This window comes from Streptomyces sp. NPDC090022, from assembly GCF_044748145.1.
Taxonomy (GTDB): domain Bacteria; phylum Actinomycetota; class Actinomycetes; order Streptomycetales; family Streptomycetaceae; genus Streptomyces.
The window spans coordinates 1-18,654 of record NZ_JBIVFN010000001.1; the positions used below are offsets into that span (position 1 = coordinate 1).

15 protein-coding genes, 1 pseudogene and 1 riboswitch are annotated in these 18,654 nt (G+C 71.4%); of the genes and pseudogenes, 11 read left to right on the plus strand and 5 right to left on the minus strand.

What is annotated here, in order from left to right:
- The 3 genes from kdpA to ACIPXB_RS00015 all read right to left on the minus strand — a co-directional run.
- Positions 1-1,144: potassium-transporting ATPase subunit KdpA (kdpA, locus tag ACIPXB_RS00005; RefSeq protein WP_401442396.1), on the minus strand; the 1,144-nt coding region annotated here is incomplete at its 3' end.
- Positions 1,145-1,152: 8 nt separating this feature from the next.
- Complete coding sequence (gene kdpF, locus ACIPXB_RS00010) at positions 1,153-1,242, minus strand: K(+)-transporting ATPase subunit F (RefSeq protein WP_363061053.1); 90 nt, start codon at positions 1,240-1,242, stop codon at positions 1,153-1,155.
- Entirely contained in the window at positions 1,239-1,382 is a 144-nt protein-coding gene (locus ACIPXB_RS00015) for a hypothetical protein (protein WP_190345098.1), read from the minus strand. The genes kdpF and ACIPXB_RS00015 overlap by 4 nt, the downstream gene beginning before the upstream one ends.
- A gap of 531 nt (positions 1,383-1,913) precedes the next feature.
- Between ACIPXB_RS00015 and kdpB the strand changes: the two genes are divergently transcribed.
- Together kdpB and ACIPXB_RS00025 are read left to right on the plus strand one after the other, a co-directional pair.
- Positions 1,914-4,064, plus strand: coding sequence for a potassium-transporting ATPase subunit KdpB (kdpB, locus tag ACIPXB_RS00020; protein ID WP_401442400.1), 2,151 nt, complete (start codon positions 1,914-1,916; stop codon positions 4,062-4,064).
- 113 nt (positions 4,065-4,177) lie between these two features.
- Positions 4,178-4,951, plus strand: coding sequence for a GNAT family N-acetyltransferase (locus tag ACIPXB_RS00025; RefSeq protein ID WP_401442402.1), 774 nt, complete (start codon positions 4,178-4,180; stop codon positions 4,949-4,951).
- A gap of 118 nt (positions 4,952-5,069) precedes the next feature.
- Here the strand turns inward: ACIPXB_RS00025 and ACIPXB_RS00030 are convergent, their stop codons facing one another.
- Positions 5,070-5,933 carry an alkaline phosphatase family protein gene (locus tag ACIPXB_RS00030; protein WP_401442404.1) on the minus strand — a complete coding sequence of 288 codons (864 nt, stop codon included), beginning with the start codon at positions 5,931-5,933 and terminating at the stop codon, positions 5,070-5,072.
- A gap of 59 nt (positions 5,934-5,992) precedes the next feature.
- Positions 5,993-8,143 (minus strand): alpha-galactosidase, encoded by a 2,151-nt coding sequence (locus ACIPXB_RS00035; RefSeq protein WP_401442406.1) that lies wholly within the window; start codon positions 8,141-8,143, stop codon positions 5,993-5,995.
- Between the two features lie 178 nt (positions 8,144-8,321).
- Here ACIPXB_RS00035 and ACIPXB_RS00040 point away from each other — a divergent pair, with 178 nt between their 5' ends.
- The 9 genes and pseudogenes from ACIPXB_RS00040 to ACIPXB_RS00080 all read left to right on the plus strand — a co-directional run bounded on the left by ACIPXB_RS00040 (position 8,322) and on the right by ACIPXB_RS00080 (position 18,455).
- Positions 8,322-9,509 (plus strand): ROK family protein, encoded by a 1,188-nt coding sequence (locus tag ACIPXB_RS00040; protein ID WP_401442409.1) that lies wholly within the window; start codon positions 8,322-8,324, stop codon positions 9,507-9,509.
- Between the two features lie 161 nt (positions 9,510-9,670).
- Positions 9,671-10,954: an ABC transporter substrate-binding protein gene (locus tag ACIPXB_RS00045; RefSeq protein ID WP_401442412.1), complete on the plus strand. Its 1,284-nt coding sequence runs from the start codon at positions 9,671-9,673 to the stop codon at positions 10,952-10,954.
- Positions 10,951-11,967: a carbohydrate ABC transporter permease gene (locus tag ACIPXB_RS00050; RefSeq protein ID WP_401442415.1), complete on the plus strand. Its 1,017-nt coding sequence runs from the start codon at positions 10,951-10,953 to the stop codon at positions 11,965-11,967. The genes ACIPXB_RS00045 and ACIPXB_RS00050 overlap by 4 nt, the downstream gene beginning before the upstream one ends.
- Complete coding sequence (locus tag ACIPXB_RS00055; protein ID WP_401442418.1) at positions 11,964-12,818, plus strand: carbohydrate ABC transporter permease; 855 nt, start codon at positions 11,964-11,966, stop codon at positions 12,816-12,818. The genes ACIPXB_RS00050 and ACIPXB_RS00055 overlap by 4 nt, the downstream gene beginning before the upstream one ends.
- Positions 12,819-12,931: 113 nt before the next feature.
- On the plus strand, positions 12,932-14,896 hold the full coding sequence (locus tag ACIPXB_RS00060; RefSeq protein ID WP_401442421.1) for a glycoside hydrolase family 5 protein: 1,965 nt from the start codon (positions 12,932-12,934) through the stop codon (positions 14,894-14,896).
- 53 nt (positions 14,897-14,949) lie between these two features.
- The gene (locus tag ACIPXB_RS00065; RefSeq protein ID WP_401442424.1) at positions 14,950-16,695 is read left to right on the plus strand and encodes a glycoside hydrolase family 35 protein; all 1,746 of its coding nucleotides are present in this window, start codon (positions 14,950-14,952) and stop codon (positions 16,693-16,695) included.
- A gap of 291 nt (positions 16,696-16,986) precedes the next feature.
- Positions 16,987-17,121: pseudogene (locus ACIPXB_RS00070) on the plus strand (glycosyl hydrolase-related protein); the annotation flags it as partial.
- Between the two features lie 125 nt (positions 17,122-17,246).
- Positions 17,247-17,912: an HAD family hydrolase gene (locus tag ACIPXB_RS00075; RefSeq protein WP_401442427.1), complete on the plus strand. Its 666-nt coding sequence runs from the start codon at positions 17,247-17,249 to the stop codon at positions 17,910-17,912.
- A gap of 156 nt (positions 17,913-18,068) precedes the next feature.
- Positions 18,069-18,241: riboswitch (TPP riboswitch) on the plus strand.
- Positions 18,210-18,455, plus strand: a complete 246-nt coding sequence (locus ACIPXB_RS00080; RefSeq protein WP_401442430.1) for a hypothetical protein — start codon at positions 18,210-18,212, stop codon at positions 18,453-18,455. Its footprint overlaps the riboswitch before it by 32 nt.
- The last annotated feature ends 199 nt before the right edge of the window (positions 18,456-18,654 follow it).

The window sequence follows — 18,654 nt, forward strand, 5'->3', positions numbered from 1 at the left end:
TGATCAGCATGCCGTAGAGGCCGGAGCCCACACCGCCGGGCGCGATCTCACCGAGCTGCATGCCCAGCAGCTGGATACCGCCGCCGAAACCGGTGTACGAGGAGTGGAAGGAGTTGACCGCGCCGGTGGAGGTCAGCGTGGTGGAGACCGAGAAGATCGCCGACGCGCCGATCCCGAAGCGGGTCTCCTTGCCCTCCATCGCCCCGCCCGCGACCTCGAAGGCCGGGCCCTTGCCGACGAACTCGGTCCACATCATCAGGGCGACGAAGCCGACCCAGATGACCGCCATGGTCGCGAGGATCGCGTAGCCCTGCTTGACCGAGCCGACCATCTTGCCGAAGGTCCGGGTCAGCGAGAACGGGATGACCAGGATCAGGAAGATCTCGAACAGGTTGGAGAACGGGTTGGGGTTCTCGAAGGGGTGGGCGGAGTTGGCGTTGAAGTAGCCGCCACCGTTGGTGCCCAGCTCCTTGATGACCTCCTGCGAGGCCACCGCGCCGCCGTTCCACTGCTGGGTGCCGCCCATGAACTGGCCGACCTCGTGGATCCCGGCGAAGTTCTGGATCGCACCGCACGCCACGAGAATGACGGCGCCGATCACGGACAGCGGCAGCAGGATCCGGACCACACCGCGGACCAGGTCCGCCCAGAAGTTGCCCAGCTCACCGGTCCGCGAGCGGGCGAAGCCGCGCACCAGCGCCACCGCGACGGCCATGCCGACGGCGGCGGAGACGAAGTTCTGCACGGCCAGGCCGCCGGTCTGCACGACGTGGCCCATGGCCTGCTCGCCGGAGTACGACTGCCAGTTCGTGTTCGCCACGAACGACGCGGCGGTGTTGAACGCCTGGTCCGGGTCGATCGAGGCGAAGCCGAGCGAGCCGGGCAGGCTGCCCTGCAGGCGCTGCAGGGCGTAGAGGAACAGGACGCTCACGGCCGAGAAGGCGAGGACACCGCGCAGGTAGGCGGGCCAGCGCATCTCGGCGGTGGGGTTGGCGCCGATGGCCTTGTAGATCCACTTCTCCGGGCGGTAGTGCTTCTCGGAGGAGTAGACCCGGGCCATGTAGTCGCCCAGCGGGCGGTAGGCCAGGGCCAGGGCGGCGATCAGGGCAAGAAGCTGGAGCACACCAGCCATCTGGGAACTCATGACAGTGCTCAGAACCTCTCCGGCTTGACGAGGGCCAGGACGAGGTATCCCAGCAGGGCGACGGCCACGACCAGGCCGACAACGTTCTCGGCGGTCACAGCTTTGTCACCCCCTTGGCGACGAGACCCACCAGCGCGAAAACCGCGATCGTGGTGAGGACGAAGGCCAGATCGGCCATCGCGAGCTCCTGAAGAAGAAGTGATGAAATGGATTCGGCCGGGTGGCCGATACGGATCACATCGCATCACGCTCGCCCCGTTAAGACACCTTGACGGCCTCCATACGGCTCGATGGGAACTCTTAACGCGCCGCTGACGGCAGCCTCGCCCCGCATCCCGCGAAATTCTCTCATTCCGGACATGTCTGGGTCTATCGACCCTGTGGAGTCAAGGGTGGCGCCCGGGGTGGTCCGGTCAGACGCGTCGTGTCGCGGACGCCGCCGCATGTCGGCCAGGGACGGCGGCCCGCCGATTCCGCTTCCGGGCCCCGCGCACGATGCCTTGACGCGTTCCTGGCAGGTCCTTGACGGACTTCCGTGCGCCGCCGTCAAGAGCGCAGCAATTCCTCTGCCCGCAGGAGGGCCGAACATGATCAGGACGGTAGGTTCCTGCACGTTCCCGCCGCCGGGGGCCCAGACCATCGCATGACGACGGCCGAGGGGGCTCATGCCGAGTGGTCCCCGGCGGTGGCACTCGAACTCCGATGATGCGCGCCCGACGCCCGGCCCTCTGGGCGCCCGCCGATTCCACCGCCGAAGGTCTGACTCTTCATGTCTCCTGCCGCAGCGCAGCACGTTCCTCCGGGCTTGGGGAGCCCGCCCCCTCCGCCGGTCACGCGGCCGCCCCGCGGCCGTCCCGGGCCGGCCAACATCCTGGAGCCCGAGCGGCTCGCCGAGTCGGTGCGGGAGGCGATTCGCAAGCTCCACCCCCGTGAGCTGGCCCGGAAGCCCGTGCTGCTGGTCGTCGCGGTGGGCTCGGTGCTCACCACTTTGTCGGCCCTCTTTCACCCGTCCGTGTTCACGTGGGTGATCAGCGTCTGGCTGTGGCTGACCGTGCTGTTCGCCAACCTTGCGGAGGCGGTGGCCGAGGGCCGCGGCCGGGCCCAGGCCGCCTCGCTGCGCAAGGCGCGTACCGACACCGTCGCCCTGCGGATCAAGCACTGGTCGTACGGGACGGACCTGCGCCGCGCCGAGACCGAGGCCGTCACCCCGTCCGAGCTCCAGCCGATGGACTTCGTGCTGGTCGAGGCGGGCGAGCTGATCCCGGCCGACGGGGACGTGGTGGACGGGGCGGCCATGGTCGACGAGTCCGCCGTGACCGGCGAATCCGCGCCCGTCCTGCGCGAGTCGGGCGGCGACAGGTCCGGGGTCACGGGCGGTACGACCGTGCTGTCGGACTCGATCGTCATGCGGGTCAGTTCCCGTCCGGGCAACAGCTTCCTGGACCGCATGATCGCCCTGGTCGAGGGCGCGTCCCGGCAGAAGACCCCGAACGAGATCGCCCTCAACATCCTGCTGGCGGCTCTCACCATCGTCTTCATCCTGGTCGTGGTCAGCCTGCAGTCCATGGCGGGCTACGCGAAGGCCGCCCAGTCCACCACCGTCCTGGTCGCCTTGCTGGTCACCCTCATCCCGACCACCATCGGCGCCCTGCTCTCCGCGATCGGGATCGCCGGCATGGACCGCCTGGTGCAGCGGAACGTGCTGGCCATGTCCGGCCGCGCGGTCGAGGCCGCCGGTGACGTGGGCACCCTGCTCCTGGACAAGACCGGCACCATCACCCTCGGCAACCGCGAGGCCGCCGAGTTCATCCCGCTGCCCGGCCAGGACCTGCACGGTCTCGCGGACGCCGCCCAACTGTCGTCCCTCGCCGACGACACGCCCGAGGGCAGGTCCGTGGTCGCCCTCGCCGGCCGGTACGGCCTCCAGCCCCCGACGGAGAGCGCGCTGAGCAACCCGTGCTTCATCGAGTTCAGCGCGAAGACCCGGATGAGCGGAGTCAACCTGAGCTGGGACAACGGCGCCGGCTGCGCCATCCGCAAGGGTGCCGCAGCCCAGGTCATGGACTGGGTGGTCATGCGCGGCGGCACCGTGCCGGCGGAGGCCGCCGACTGGTCGGCCGCCGTCTCCGCCTCCGGCGGCACCCCTCTGCTGGTGGCCGTCCACGACTGGGACGGCCCGCGGGTCCTCGGCATCATCCACCTCAAGGACGTCGTCAAGGACGGCATCCGCGAACGCTTCGCCGAGCTGCGCCGCATGGGCATCCGCACGGTCATGGTCACCGGCGACAACCCGCTCACCGCCAGGGCCATCGCGGTCGAGGCGGGCGTGGACGAGTACCTGGCCGAGGCCACCCCGGAGGACAAGCTCGCACTCATCCAGCGCGAGCAGGCGGGCGGCAAGCTGGTCGCGATGACCGGTGACGGCACCAACGACGCCCCCGCCCTGGCCCAGGCCGATGTGGGCGTGGCCATGAACTCGGGCACCTCGGCCGCCAAGGAGGCCGGGAACATGGTGGACCTGGACTCCAACCCCACCAAGCTCATCGAGATCGTCGAGATCGGCAAGCAGCTCCTCATCACCCGCGGCGCCCTGACCACCTTCTCGATCACCAACGACGTGGCCAAGTACTTCGCGATCATCCCGGCCATGTTCGCCTCGGCCTACCCTGGCCTGGGCGCGCTGAACATCATGGGCCTGCACAGCCCCCAGTCCGCCATCACCTCGGCGATCATCTTCAACGCGCTGATCATCATCGCGCTGATCCCGCTCGCGCTGCGCGGCGTCCGCTACCAGCCCGCCTCCGCGCACGACCTGCTGCGCCGCAACCTCGCCGTCTACGGCCTCGGCGGTCTGGTGCTGCCCTTCGTCGGCATCAAACTCATCGACCTCGTGGTCTCCGCCATCCCCGGCATCGGATGAACTCCGCCGGAACGCGGTCACGGGCCCGCCGGGCTCCGTGACCGCACCCGGCCTTCTCGAACGGCGACCCCGGTCCGGGCGCCGCCACCCGAACTCCCCGAAGGGTCTGCTCCGTGATCCCCATCGATCCCTCCCGCCTTCCCGCCCTGACCAGGTGGTTCCCGGGCGGCGCACCAGGCGTCGCGGCCCTTGCCGAGCACGTGCTCACCACGGGATCAGGCCAATGGTGGGCGGACCGCGCCGTCAGCCCCCGGGTACTGGCCGTCTCATGCGGCAACCACGTCGTGCTGCGAGGCGACCCGAATGTTCTGGAGCAGGGGGCGCTGGCTCCCTTCGCCGGCAGCTACGTCGAGGCCCCCAGCCGCTTCCGGCCCCTCCTGCGCGCGTCGTTCACCCGGATGGAGCCCTGGGAGCGCATGGTGTACCTCCACCATGCCCCGCCCACGGCCGCGCACCCGCCGCGCGGCATCACGGTACGGCGGCTCACGACCGCCGACACCGCGGCCGTGGCCGCGCTCGGACCCGACAGCGCGTGGATCCACCACACCTGGGGCGGCCCGGAACGGCTCGCGGCGTCCGGCCACGCCTGGGGCGCCTTCGACGACGGCCGCGTACGCGCGCTGGCCTGCACCTATGTCCTCGGCAGCCGTTTCGAGGACGTTGCCGCACTGGCCGATCCCGGCCACCGGCGCCAGCATCTGGCGCTGGCCTGCGTCAGCGCCCTGTGCGCGGACATCGCAGCCCGTGATCGCGTACCGAGCTGGACCTGTTCGCGGGACAACCGTCCCAGCCGGCTCCTGGCATGGTCGGCCGGGTTCCGGCTGTCCCGCGAGTACGTGCACTACGTCACCGGGCCGGCCCGTGAAGAGAAGCGGCACGCCGGCTGATCCCCCGGACAGGCTTGACGCCGTGGGTCGGTTACGCCGAATGCCCGCCACTCGGCGGTGCCGAAGACCCCCGGAGCACGCCACGACGAGAGACGTCCGCTGAGTTCCTCCGGCCGGATCAGGTGCTCGTGGCGCGGGCGGTGAAGGGGAGGCCGTCGAGGGTCCAGTGCGGGTCGGGGGCGATTCCGAGGGACGTGTAGACCTGGGCGGCGACATCGGCGTGCCGCAGGCCTGCCGGGGACGTTCCCGCCGGCATTCCGGGACCGCACGCGGCGATCCACGCCGTACGTTCCAGCGGACTCCGGCCCCCGTGGCCCCCTTCGTCGCGGTGGCCGTGGTCCGTCACCACGATGACCGTCCACCGCTCGGACGCCGGACGACGGCGCAGCGAGCCGAGGAGACGGCCCAGCCGGCGGTCGGCGGCTTCGATGGAACGGCGGTACCGCTCGCCACAGCCGAGGAAGTGCGCGGTCTCGTCGACAGCGCCCAGGTAGACGAAGCCGGCGTGGAGGTCCTCGTCCAGGCTCAGGAGGTGCTCCGCCTCGACGGTCACCCGCTCGTCCGCCTCTTCCCACGCCGCGGGCGTGTCCGCGCGGGGGGCGACGTAGCCGAGTCGGGTGGGTGCGGTGAACAGCGGGCCGCCCTGCCGGGCGAGGAAGAGCGGTGCCCAGCCGCCGACGGCGAAGGTCCGCAGTCCGCAGTCGGCGGCGAGGCGGGTCGTGAAGTCGGGGAAGACGTCGAGGCGGTTGCCGTCCAGTCGGTTGGCCCACACCCCGTGCTTGGCGACGCCGACGCCGGTCACGATCGTGGTCCAGCACGGACCGGACATCGTCGGGGTGGCGGCGTCCACCTCGACCGGCGCGATGAACCCCGCGCGGGCGATTCCGTCGAGGTGGGGGGTGTCGAGCTCGGGGAGGAGGTCGAGGCGTACACCGTCGATGCCGACCACCAGGACGTGTGCGCTGTGCTGGGCGGTGTCCATGAGAAGTCCAAGGAGTAGTGAGGGGGGAGGGGGGAGCGGGGCGCCGGAGGGTTCAGGGTTCAGGAGTCCAGGCGGCGCAGCCGGATCAGGGCGCTGGCGTGGTCGCCGGCGGGCAGGCTCGGGTCGATCCCCCGGTGGACCAGGACCGCCCCGCTGTACTCGCGCTGCAGGTCCGGGTCGAGGTAGCGGGCGCCGGGGTCGAGCGCGGGGAGCCGTACCGGTGCCGGACGCCGGCCCCAGCGGTCCGTGACGCGCCAGAAGAAGAGCACGTGCTCGCTGTCGTCCGGTGCGGCGTAGTGGACGGCCGACAGCGGGCCGGGTGGGGCGACCCGGTGCTGGACGCCGCGCTGCACGATCGGACGGATCCGCTTGTACTGCGCGACGAACCCGGCCGCCTCGTCGAGTTCCTCCTCGGACCACGAGGCGAGGTCGCCGCCGAGGCCCAGCGCTCCGGCCATGGCGACGTGGAAGCGGAACCGGAGCGGCGTGTGCCGGCCCGTGGCCACGTTGGGGCTGTCCGTGACCCAGGCGGCCATGGCCTGGGCGGGGAAGAGCTGGGAGAAACCGTGCTGGATGCCGATCCGGTCCGCCGGATCGGTGTTGTCCGAGGTCCAGGCCTGGTCGGTGCGGGCGAGCATGCCGAGGTCGACGCGTCCGCCGCCGCCGGCGCACGCCTCGATGCGCAGCCCGTCGTGGTCGGCACGGAGCCGGTCCATGATCCGGTGAACGGCCCGGGTGTGCTCGATCCAGATCCGGTCGGGGTCGGGGTGGGCGTCCCAGCCGGTTTCGGTGAAGGGCCGGTTGGCGTCCCACTTGAGCCAGTCGACGTGGTGCTCGCGGACCAGGTGGTCGAGGGTGGCCAGGGCCCAGGCCTCGACGTCGGGCCGGGCGAAGTTCAGCACCAGCTGGTTGCGGAGTTCGGTCGCGTCGAGGTGCGGGGAGTGGATGACCCAGTCCGGGTGGGCACGGTACAAGTCGCTGTCGCGGTTGACCATTTCGGGCTCCACCCACAGCCCGAACCGCATGCCGAGCCGGTGCACCTCGTCGGCCAGCGGGCGCAGGCCCCTCGGGAACGCCGCGGGCCGCGGTGTCCAGTCACCGAGCCCGGACCGGTCGTCCTCGCGCGTGCCGAACCAGCCGTCGTCCAGGACGAAGAGCTCCGCGCCGAGCCGGGCCGCCAGATGCGCGAGACGGATCTGACCGGCTTCGGAGACGTCGAATCCGGTGGCCTCCCAGGAGTTGTAGAGGACCGGCCGGTCCCGCTCGGGTCCGGGCAGTACGTGCCGGCGTACGTACGCGTGCCAGACGCGGCTGGCCCCGCCGAAGCCGTGCGGGGTGTACAGCCCGGCGAACACCGGAGTACGAAGGCTCTCGCCCGGCCGCAGCACCCAGCCGGTCCCTTCGTGGCCGAAGCCGCCGGTCCACGTGGTGCGGCCGACGGGATCGCGGTGCACGGTGACGCGCCAGCTCCCGCTCCACGCGAGCGCCGTACTCCACACCTCACCGTGCTCCTCGTCCGCGGTGCCGTCGTCCACGGCCAGCCAGGGGCTCGCGTGGTGACCGGTGAGTCCCCGACGGCTCGTCAGGACCGTCTCGGCCACGGGAAGCCGGTCGCGCTGGAGCTGGAACTCGGAGTTCCAGCCTCCCACCAGATGACTGAGCCGGTAGTCGCCGAGCGGGGGTACGGTCCAGGCCGCCGAGTCGAGCCGCTCCACGGTGATCGGGCCGGTGCGGTCCACCGGCGCGGCGACGGCCGGATCGCCTGGAGCCCCGGCGTGCGACAACTCCGTCCAGCGCTCGACGACGTCCGTGTGCGGCCGGACGCGGTAGCACAGGTCCGCGCGCAGCGGCCGGTGCCGGTCCTCGAGGTGCAGCCGCAGCTCGCCGCGGTCCACGGTGTGGCCGGCGAAACGCCATTGGGCGCCGCGCGTGCCGTCGGAGAAGCGGACCTGGAGGCCGGCCGGCCCGAAGCGCGGCCCGGTCTGCGGGGCGAGTTCGTCCGCGGCCGCGTCCGCCTCGAAGCTGCTCGCGGCGGGGGAGAGGGCTTCCGGCAGTGAGGCCAGGACGTCGGCGGCGACCGGTGGCCCCCAGTACAGGTGCCGTGGACTGCCGTCGGTGGCGATGCGAACGGCGTACACGCTGTTCGGCGTACGCAGGACCGCGAGGGCCTGCTCTGGATCGAAGGTGACGAGCGGAGGCGTGGCGAGCACGGAAGGACCCCTGACGGGCGGGAGGAACAGGGTTCGGCCCAGGCGACGCCTACGGAAGGGTCGCGCAAGTCACCCGGCGGCACGGGGACTTGGGCGCGGAAGTGACCCGACAGTAGGGGCCCGCCGACTCCGAAATCAATACTGGAAGAAGTTTTTTATTTCCTCTACGTTTCACCCCGTGTTCCGACATCAACCCCAGCCTCTGGTCAGCGCCCCCGCCGAGACCGCGGTCCTCGCGCTGCTCCTGGCGGAGGGACCGCTCAGCCGGGTGGAGCTGGCCCGGCGAACGGGCCTCTCCGCCACGGCCGTCACGAAGGCGGCCCGTCCCCTCATCGAGGACGGCTACCTGTACGAGTTGCCTCCGGAGCGGACCGCACCCGGTGCCGGCCGGCCGGTGAACCCGCTGGCGGTCGCCGCCGACCGGGAGTACTTCGTCGGGCTGAAGATCAGCGCGGACCAGGTGTTCGGCGCCGTGTGCGATCTGCGGGCCGGTATCCGGGCCACGGCCGCCCGTCCGCTCGACCGGTGCACTCCCGAGACGGTCTCCGCCGCGGTCGCCGAGCTGACGGACGAACTCCTGGACAGCGAGCCCGCGTTCCGCGATCGCACCCGCCACCTCGGGGTCGCGGTCAACGGCGATGTGGACCGCGACAGCGGCCGGCTGCGCCGCTCGGGGCTGCTCGGCTGGCAGGACGTCCCGCTCGCCGAACTGCTCACCACCGCGACCGGTCTGACGGTCACCGTCGAGAACGACGTCAGGGCCCTGACCGTCGCGGAGCACTGGTTCGGCGAAGGCATCGGTACGGGCTACTTCGCCCTGGTCACCATCGGCTCGGGCATCGGCTCGGCGCTGGTGGTGGGCGGGCAGCTGCTCCGGGGCGCCCACGGCGTCGCGGGCGAGGTGGGACACATCTGCGTCGACCCGACCGGCCCGCGCTGCCGTTGCGGCGCACGCGGCTGCGTCGAGGCCATCGCCTCGACCGACGTCATCCTCGCCACCGTCCGCGCGGCCGCCGCGAACCCGCGCCTGGCCTTCCGTGAGGTCGTCGAGATGGCCCGGACGGGCCATCCGGAAGCCCGCGAGGCCTTCGCCAGGGCCGGACGAGCCATCGGGGTGGGCATCTCGGCACTGGTCAACCTCGTGGGTCCGGAGCGGGTCGTCGTCAGCGGTGAAGGCGTCGACGCCTACGACCTGTTCAGCCGCCACATCCAGGAGGCGTACGCCGCACACGCGTTCGGCGCGGCGGCACGCTGCTCGCTGTCGCTGCGCCCCCTGCCCTGGCAGGAATGGGCCCGGGGCGGGGCGGCCGTGGCCATCCAGGCCCTCTTCCCCCAGCCCGTGCAGGCCATGACCGGCGCCGGCTGACGGGCGACGTCCCCGCCCTGCAAGCCGTCGTGCACCACTCCCGGGCCGCCGCCCTCCTCCACTGCCTGCCTGCCTGCCTGCGGCCGGCACGGACCGAGGCGACGGCCGGGGAGCACATCCGCCCCGCACCCGCACACACCCCCTCGTAAAGGACATGCGACATGAGCGCACGCAGACCGGATCTCAGCCGACGCGGGTTCCTCACAGGATCCCTGCTCATCACCGCGGGAACGGTCCTCGCGACCGGCTGCAGCAGCGATCCGATGGCCGGCTCCTCCTCCGGTGCCCAGACCACCCTCAACGTCTGGTACCACGCCTACGGCGAAGCCGGCACCCAACAGGCGGTGCTCCGCTACGCCACCGCCTTCACCAAGGCCAACCCCGACATAGCGGTCAAGGTGACGTGGGTGCCCGGCGACTACTCGGCCAAGCTCAACGCCGGCCTGCTGACCGACGCCGCCCCCGACGTATTCGAGACCGGCGACTTCAGGGAGCGGTACGCCCGCAGCGGCCAGATCGCCGCCCTCGACGACATCTACGGCGACGCCAAGAGCGACTTCAACGCCAACGCCCTCAGCTCGGTCACCGTCGACGGCAAGCTCCACGGCGTCAAGATGATCGACGACGTCATGATGCTCTACTACCGCAAGAGCGCCCTGGCCAAGGCCGGGATCACCCCGCCCACCACCTTCGACGGCCTCGTCGCCGCGGCGAAGGCCCTGACCACGGAGCGCACCAAGGGCCTGTTCATCGGCAACGACGGTATCGGCGACGCGCCGGGCCTCGCGGTCTGGTCCAACGGCGGCGACCTCGTGACCCCCGACGGCACCGTGGCGTTCGGATCGGCGCAGGCCCTGGAGGCGATCACCGGCCTGGGGCGCCTGCACGACGACAAGTCGCTGCTGCTCGGCTTCACCACCGACTGGTGGGACCCCGCCGCCTTCACCCAGGGCGTCGTGCCGATGCAGTGGTGCGGCCTGTGGGCGATGCCCGCCATCACGGCCGCACTCGGCGACGACTTCGGCGTCCTGCCGTGGCCCGCCTTCAAGGCCGGCGGCACCCCCGTGGTCCGTGTCGGCGGGTGGACCAGCAACGTCAACGCCAAGGGCAGGAACGTGGCCGCGGCCAAGCGCTTCGTCCAGTGGCTGTGGGTCGGGCAGGCCGACCTGCAGAAGGACTTCGCCGAAAGCTACGGCTTCCACGTCCCGCCCCGCACGTCCGTGGCGGCGACCGCCCAGAAGCTGAGCACCGGCGCGGCCCAGGAGACCGTGGCCCTGGCGGCGAAGTACGGCAAGCACAACCCGGGTACCTGGGACACAGCCGTGAGCAACGCCTTCAACGCGGCCGCGGCGGAGATCGTCCAAGGGAAGGGCGATCCGGCGGCCCTCCTCGCCGGAGCGGTGAAGAAGGCACAGAGCGAGATCGACCAGACGCCAGGCCGATGACATCGATGACCCCGGCCACCGACACCCCCGTACAGCCCGCGCGTGCCGGGCGCCCCGCGGTCACTCCGCGGGGCGCCCGGGCCGGCCGCCGCCGGACCCCAGCCGGCCGGACCCGCGTCGGCCGGTCGGGCTGGATCGCGTTCCTCCTGCTCACCGCTCCGACGCTGATCGGTCTCGCTCTCTTCAAGTACGTCGCCATCGGCTGGAGTTTCCTCCTCAGCTTCAGCGAGGCGCGCGGCACCGTCTCCCTCGGCCACTGGGTCGGGCTCGAGAACTACCGCACCCTCCTGTCCGACCACGCCTTCCGGGCCTCCCTCCTCCAGATCCTGCTCTTCACCGCCTTCATCGTGCCGATCACCTTCGCGGCGTCCCTGGGACTGGCCCTGCTGGTGAACCGCGTCCGCCGCGGCCGGGCCCTCTTCCGGACCACCTTCCTCATCCCGGCGGCCGTCTCGTACGTCGCTGCCTCACTCCTGTGGAAGATGTCCCTGTTCAACGGCCTGCCGACGGGCATCGCCAACACCGTCGGAGGGTGGTTCGGAGCCGATCCCGTCCCCTGGCTGCAGTCCACCTCGCCACCGCTCTACTGGGTCGCGCTCGTCACCCTGCGCCTGTGGCTCCAGGTCGGCTTCTACATGGTGCTCTTCCTCGCCGGGCTCCAGGCCATCCCTCAGGAGCTGTACGAGGCCGCGGCGCTCGACGGCGCCACCGGACGCCGCCTGCTGACGGGTGTCACCCTGCCGATGCTGCGCAACACCTCCGTCGCGGTGCTGATGCTGCTGTTCATCGCCGCGTTCCAAGCCTTCGACGAGTTCTACAACCTCTTCAACAGCGGGCTGTCCGGCACCGGGACCGCCCCCGTCCAGACCCCACTGGTCCACCTCTACAACACCGCGATGGGAAGCCAGAACTACGGCGTCGGCTCCGCCGGGGCCTTCGTGCTCACGGTCCTCATCGTCGGAGTGACCCTGCTCCAGGGCCGGTTCACCGGGTTCGGCAGGAGCGGCGAATGAGACGCGCGAACACCGTGCACGGGCCCTCCGGCGTCGTGCGCATGCTGGTCCGTGGTCTGGCCATCGGCCTGCTGACCGCGGTCTTCATGGCACCGTTCTACCTGATGCTGCGCAACTCGCTCATGGATGCCCGGGAGCTGACCTCGCCGGAGTGGACCTGGTGGCCCTCGACCATGCGCGTCGAGAACTTCACCGCCCTCTTCGACGACCCCGCCGTCTCCATGGCGCCGGCACTCGGCAACTCGCTGCTGATCGCCGCCATCACCGCGCCGGTGTCCACGCTCCTGGCCTCCGCCGCCGGGTACGCACTGGCCCGGATCCCGGTACCGGGACGCGGTGTGGTGCTGGCCCTGGTGGTGGCGACACTGATGATCCCCGCTTCGGTCACCTTCGTACCGACGTTCGTGGTCGTCGGTTCCATGGGCGGCATCAACACCTTGTGGGGCATCATCGTGCCCGGCCTGTTCAACCCGTTCGCGGTGCTGCTGTTCCGCAACTTCTACCTGCAGTTCCCGAGCGAGATCGAGGACGCCGGACGGCTCGACGGCCTGGGATGGCTCGGGCTGTACCGCCGGATCGCCCTGCCGAGCTCCGGGGCGATGCTGGCCTCGCTCGGCGCGCTCTCCTTCATCGACAGCTGGAACTCCTTCCTGTGGCCACTGGTCATCGGACAGGACCCGTCCACGTGGACCGCCCAGATCGCCCTTTCGACGTTCATCACCTCACAGACGATCAACCTGCCCGGCCTGTTCGCCGGTGCCGTCGTCACGGTGACGCCCCTGGTCGTCATGTTCCTGGTCGCCCAGCGCTACATCGTGGAAGGCATCGCCAGCACCGGCCTCAAGGGCTGAGGCCCGGACCGCACCACGCTCCACCCGGCACGCTCCACCCCCGCACCACGCTCCACCCCCGCACCCTGCTCCTCACCGCAGCCATACGACCCCCATCCGCAAGGAGTCCCCCCGTGACACCTCGCACCACCGCGCTCCGGCGCGCGACGACGGCTCTCGCTCTGTCATCCCTGCTGCTCGTCGGCACCCTCACCGCCTCCGCGGCGGCGGCGGCGACCGCCGACGCCACCGCCAACGCCCATGCCAACGCTGCCCCGCCCCGGGTGCTCACGGGCGAGCAACTCGCCGCGTCGTGGGCCGCTCCTCTCTCCACACGGGGCCGCTACGTCGTGGACGCCGACGGCAACCGTTTCAAGCTCAAGTCGGGCAACTGGGCCGGCGCGCAGGGCACCTGGGAGGGCAGCGGCGACGTCGGCGACGCGACGAACCACCAGGCGGACCAGATGTCGCACAACATCCCGCTCGGCCTGGACCGGGTCCCGATGAGCCAGATCCTCGGCGACTTCCACGCCATGGGCCTGAACAGCATCCGACTGCCGTTCGCCAACGCACTGATCCACGACACGACCGTCGTCCCGGACGCCGCCGTCGCCGCCAACCCGCAGCTGCGCGGAAAGACCCCGCTCCAGGTCTTCGACGCGGTCGTGGCGGCCCTGACGGCGGACGGATTCGCCGTCATCCTCAACAACCACACCACCAGCTACCGCTTCTGCTGCGGACTGGACGGCAACGAGCGCTGGAACAGCGGCCAGTCCACCCAGCAGTGGATCGACGACTGGGTCTTCCTGGCCAAGCGCTACCGGACCGACAAGCGGGTCGTCGGAGCCGACCTGCGCAACGAGGTACGCCGCGACACGTGGAACGACCCCAACTGGGGCTGGGGCAACGACCACGACCTGCACAAGGCGATGGAGGAGGCGGGCAACAAGATCCTCCAGGCCAACCCCGACCTGCTGATCGTCATGGAAGGGATCAACTGGCAGGGCATCCCGACCGACCTGACGCCCCACGGCCGTCCGATGCTCACACCGGTGGCGACGCTGTCCAACACCCTGATCCGGTCCGACAAGCTGGTCTACGCGGCCCACTTCTACGGCTACACCGGTCCCCACCACACCGGCGCCACGGGAACGGGCGAGACCCACGACCCGCGCTACGAGGAGCTCACCCCCGAAGAGCTCGTCAAGGCCGTCGACGACGAGGCCCTGTTCGTCACCCGGTCGGGGCAGCACTTCACCGCTCCCGTGTGGATCAGCGAGTTCGGCGCCGCGGGCCGGGGCCCGGCCGACGACAGGGAGCGCGACTGGTTCACCCGCTTCACCGACATCATGGTCAGGAACGACACCGACTTCGCCATCTGGCCCCTCGTCGGCTGGACCGACGCCGGCGGCCGGCCGCAGGACACCTGGGCCATGGTCAGCTACGCCCAGGACGGGACCCGACTCGGCGTGATGGACGCCGGTGACTGGCGCGCCGCGGACTGGTACAAGCTGGTCGATGCCCCGAGCAGGACCGGCCAGATAGCGCAGGGCCCGCGATGGAACATGCTCAACCTCGACTACGGCGACTCCAACGTCTCCGCCACCATGCTGGCCAGGCCGGACTGGTCACCCGGCAACCGCAAGGGCAACTGCCCCGACACCCAGCGCCTGGTCGGTCTGGGCCGCAGCGACAGCCGTGGCCTGTGCACCGACGCCGGCCAGCCGGCGAAGGGCAGCGGCGCCTGGACCGTGGTCTCCGACGAACGCTTCGTCACGGGCGGCGACTGGGCGAGCGGCTACAACAAGCTCCAGTGCCCCGAGCGGTCCTTCGCCGTCGGCTACAGCGTGAACCGCAACGCGATGGTCTCCCTCCTGTGCGCCCCCGCGGCGGCAGCTCTGCCCACCACCGGCCGCGCCCTCTGGTTCGACCACGGTGACAACCGGCCCGCCACCGGCGGTTCCAGCCAGAGCGACTGGGCACCCGGCTACTACAAGGGCCAGTGCGCCGACAACGAGTACCTCGCCGGCGTCGCCTTCACCTGGAAGTGGCTGCACCACGGCGTCCCGGACGCCCTGCTGTGCCGCCCCCTCGCCTGATCCCTTCCCCCCGTTCCCTCCTCCCGATCCACCGACACCCAGGAGTACCCGGCATGCCTCGCCTGGAGATCGCCGAGAGCGGATTCCTGCTCGACGACCACCCGTTCCGCATCATCTCGGGCGGACTGCACTACTTCCGCGTCCACCCGCAGCAGTGGGCCGACCGGCTGGACAAGGCGCGGCTGCTGGGACTCAACACCATCGAGACCTACGTCCCCTGGAACCTCCACGCTCCCCGCCCCGGTGAGTTCAGGATGGACGCGGGTCTCGACCTCCCCCGCTTCCTCACCCTGGCCGCCGAAGCCGGCCTGCACGTCCTCCTGCGCCCCGGCCCGTACATCTGCGCCGAATGGGAGGGCGGCGGCCTGCCCGCGTGGCTGCTCGCCGAGGAGGACATCGCGCTGCGCAGCCGCGACCCCCGCTTCCTCGCGGCGGTCGACGGATACCTGGGCGCCCTCCTCCCGCCCCTCCGGCCGTACCTCTCCTCCGCGGGCGGACCGGTCATCGCCGTGCAGCTGGAGAACGAGTACGGGGCCTTCGGCCAGGACCCGGACTACCTCCGGGACCTCGCCGACCTGCTCCGCAAACACGGCGTCGACGTACCCCTCTTCACCTGCGACCAGCCGGCCGACCTCGTCCGCGGCGGCCTGGACGGCGTCCTGCGCACCGCCAACTTCGGAAGCCGCGTCGAAGCGGGCCTCGCGGAACTGCGGCGGATCCAGCCGCACGGGCCGCTGATGTGCTCGGAGTTCTGGATCGGCTGGTTCGACCGGTGGGGCGGCATCCACACCACCCGCGACGCCGCCGACGCCGCGGCCGAGCTCGATCGCCTGCTCGCCGCGGGTGCCTCCGTCAACATCTACATGCTCCACGGCGGCACCAACTTCGGATTCACCAACGGAGCGAACGACAAGGGCACCTACCGGCCCACCGTCACCTCGTACGACTACGACGCGCTCCTAGACGAAGCCGGCGACCCCACACCCAAGTACGAGGCGTTCCGCGAGGTCATCGCCCGGCACGCGGAGGTCCCCGACGAACCGCTTCCCGAGCCCGCCCCGAAGCTCGCCCCCGTGGCCGTGGACCTCGACCGATGCGGACGACTGTTCGATCAGGAGCACCTGTTCGGCGCCCCGGTGCGCGCCGAGCGCCCGCTCACCATGGAGCAGCTGGGCCAGTGCTTCGGCTTCGTCCGGTACGAGACGGAGCTGCCGTGCGCCGGGCCCGCCGTGCTGCGCGTGGACACCGTCCGCGACCGCGCCCAGGTCTTCGTCGACGGGCAGCCCGTCGGCGTACTCGAACGGGAGCACCACGAGCACGCCCTCGCCTTCGTCTCGCCCCGCAGCGGCGCACGTCTGGTGGTCCTCGTCGAGAACCAGGGCCGCGTCAACTACGGCACGGCCATCCACGACCGCAAGGGCCTCCTCGGCCAGGTCACGGTCAACGGCGCGGCCCTCGGCTCCTGGACGAGCAGCGCCCTGCCGTTGGACCGCCTCGACGCCCTCGCCCTCACGCCCTCCGCACCCGTGGCCGGCCCCGCCTTCCACCGCGGCACCTTCGAACTCCGCCGGACCGCCGACGCGTACCTCGGCCTGGACGGCTGGACGAAGGGACTCGCCTGGGTCAACGGCTTCCCGCTGGGCCGCTACTGGTCCAGGGGACCGCAGACCACCCTGTACGTCCCCGCCCCGGCCCTGCGCCCGGGGCGCAACGAGCTCACCGTCCTGGAACTCCACGCCACGGCCTCCCGCAGCGTCGAGCTGCGCGGCCGCGCCGACCTCGGCATCCGCGAAGACTGACACCCGCCCGGAGCGGCCCGTGCACAGCAAGCGACGCCTCGTCGGGCAGCGCCTCGACCGCGTACTCAGGGAGCGGATCCGGCCGGCCGTCCACGCGCGGACGGTCCCCCTCCAGGCCGGCATCCGGAACGTCCTCGGCGAGCCGGTTCCGGTCGCCGCCGGTCTGGGCGCCCCGTACCGACCGGTCCAGGTCGGCCACCGGTGGGGACCGGTTCCCGGAGCGGGAGGCCCGGCGCGGCGGGCGCGGCCGCCCCGCTCGTCACGGTGGACGACGAAGCGGTCGTCGTCGAAGTGGTCAAACTGGCCGACGACCGGTCCGGCGACCTCGTCGTCCGCCTCTACGAGGCCCACGGCGCCCGTGCCCGGACCACACTCGGGCTCGACGTCCCCTGGGACACCGCCACCGAGACGGACCTGCTGGAACGCACGCCGGCGGGCTCGACGCCGATGCGGCCGAGCACGCCGGAGGCCACCCCGCTCCCCTCACGTTCCGCCGTTTCACCCGTCCGCCCGACCCATCGACACCCCACACCAGACCGGAGAGCCGAACCGTGCCCGACGAACTCCAGGCCGTCCTGTTCGACATGGACGGCACGCTCGTCGACACCGAACGTCTGTGGCGGCAGGCCGTGCAGGAAGAATGCCGGGAACTCGGCCTCGTCCTCACGGACGCGGACCTCCCGTACGTCCTCGGCCGTGCGATCGAGGACACCGCCGCCCACGTCGCCTCCCGCCGGCCCGGCCATGCCGACCCGGTGCGGCTCGCGGCCGCGTTGGAGCGCCGGTTCACCCGGCTCGTCCGTGCCGGCGCGGTCCCGCTCCCCGGAGCCGAACGCCTGCTGGCACAGCTGGCCGCATCGGGGGTGCCCACCGCCCTGGTGTCGGCATCGCCGCGTCCGGTGGTGGACACCGTCCTCGCCGTGCTGGGCCGGCCGGGCTTCGCCGTCACCGTCGCGGCGCGCGAGACACCCCGTACGAAGCCCTTCCCGGACCCTTACCAGGCGGCTCTGACGGCCCTGGGCACCGACCCGGCCGCCTGCGTGGCGATCGAGGACAGCCCCGCGGGCATCGCGTCCGCCGAGGCCGCGGACCTCACGGTACTGGCCGTTCCGTCCCTGACCCCCGTATCCGCGGCACCGGGCCGGAGCGTGGTCCCCAGCCTGCTGGACGTGAACCCCGGCCTGCTCCGGGCCCTCGCGGCAGCCCGGGCTCGGTGAAGCGGATCCGGTGACAGCGCGTCCTGGCCCTTGACCTGCAAAAACGCAGGCAGGGAGCAGAGATCCAGGAGAACCTCGATGATGCGCACCGTGTTCATGGGTAGGGCGTGATCATGCCTGACGTCCGCAGCCGTACTGGCGACTCCCGGCTGCCTATGAAGCGAGCGAGGGAGCTCGACCGGAGTAGCCGACTTTGGCGGAAGCGAATGAGGTCCGCCGGGGCCGACCGCGACCGTCGGGCTGAGAGGCCGGAGGGCGTGATGACCCGAAGGCGACCCCCAGCACCTGATCCGGACAATGCCGGCGCAGGGAGCCCGCTTCGTAGGTCGTCTGCGTACCCGGGCCGCGCTGTGGTCCGGGTTTCGTGACGGCCGCCGCACCGGACCCCGCTACCGGAGTCCGGTCAGGACCTGCCCGGCTTTTGACCGCATCGAGGCCAAGTTCCCGGCCTCGGCCGTCGCCGTCCTCGGCTGCCCCGAGCCCTGGCCCACCCTGGAACCGGCCGCAGCGGTGCTCGCGTACTTCGCGGTCCCACGCGGCTGAGCCGCGAACGGGCCGGGTCGTTTCAGCGGCGCGGCCTGTCCACGCCATCGACGCGGCTACAACCGGGTCCGGCCGGTCGCGGCGGGCCACATCGCGCTCCCGCGACCACCGGTACCCGTGACGAGCCACGACCTGCCCGGATCGATGCCGTGACGGCCCCCTGTCCCCCATCGCCGGGGTACGGCGGCGACGCGCGCCC

What these genes read in the sequence shown, in the direction of transcription:
- kdpB (WP_401442400.1), top strand. Translation starts at nt 1,914, where the DNA reads ATGTCTCCTGCCGCAGCGCAGCACGTTCCTCCGGGCTTGGGGAGCCCG.
- ACIPXB_RS00030 (WP_401442404.1), bottom strand. Translation starts at nt 5,933, where the DNA reads ATGGACACCGCCCAGCACAGCGCACACGTCCTGGTGGTCGGCATCGAC.
- ACIPXB_RS00045 (WP_401442412.1), top strand. Translation starts at nt 9,671, where the DNA reads ATGAGCGCACGCAGACCGGATCTCAGCCGACGCGGGTTCCTCACAGGA.
- ACIPXB_RS00050 (WP_401442415.1), top strand. Translation starts at nt 10,951, where the DNA reads ATGACATCGATGACCCCGGCCACCGACACCCCCGTACAGCCCGCGCGT.
- ACIPXB_RS00055 (WP_401442418.1), top strand. Translation starts at nt 11,964, where the DNA reads ATGAGACGCGCGAACACCGTGCACGGGCCCTCCGGCGTCGTGCGCATG.
- ACIPXB_RS00065 (WP_401442424.1), top strand. Translation starts at nt 14,950, where the DNA reads ATGCCTCGCCTGGAGATCGCCGAGAGCGGATTCCTGCTCGACGACCAC.
- ACIPXB_RS00080 (WP_401442430.1), top strand. Translation starts at nt 18,210, where the DNA reads ATGCCGGCGCAGGGAGCCCGCTTCGTAGGTCGTCTGCGTACCCGGGCC.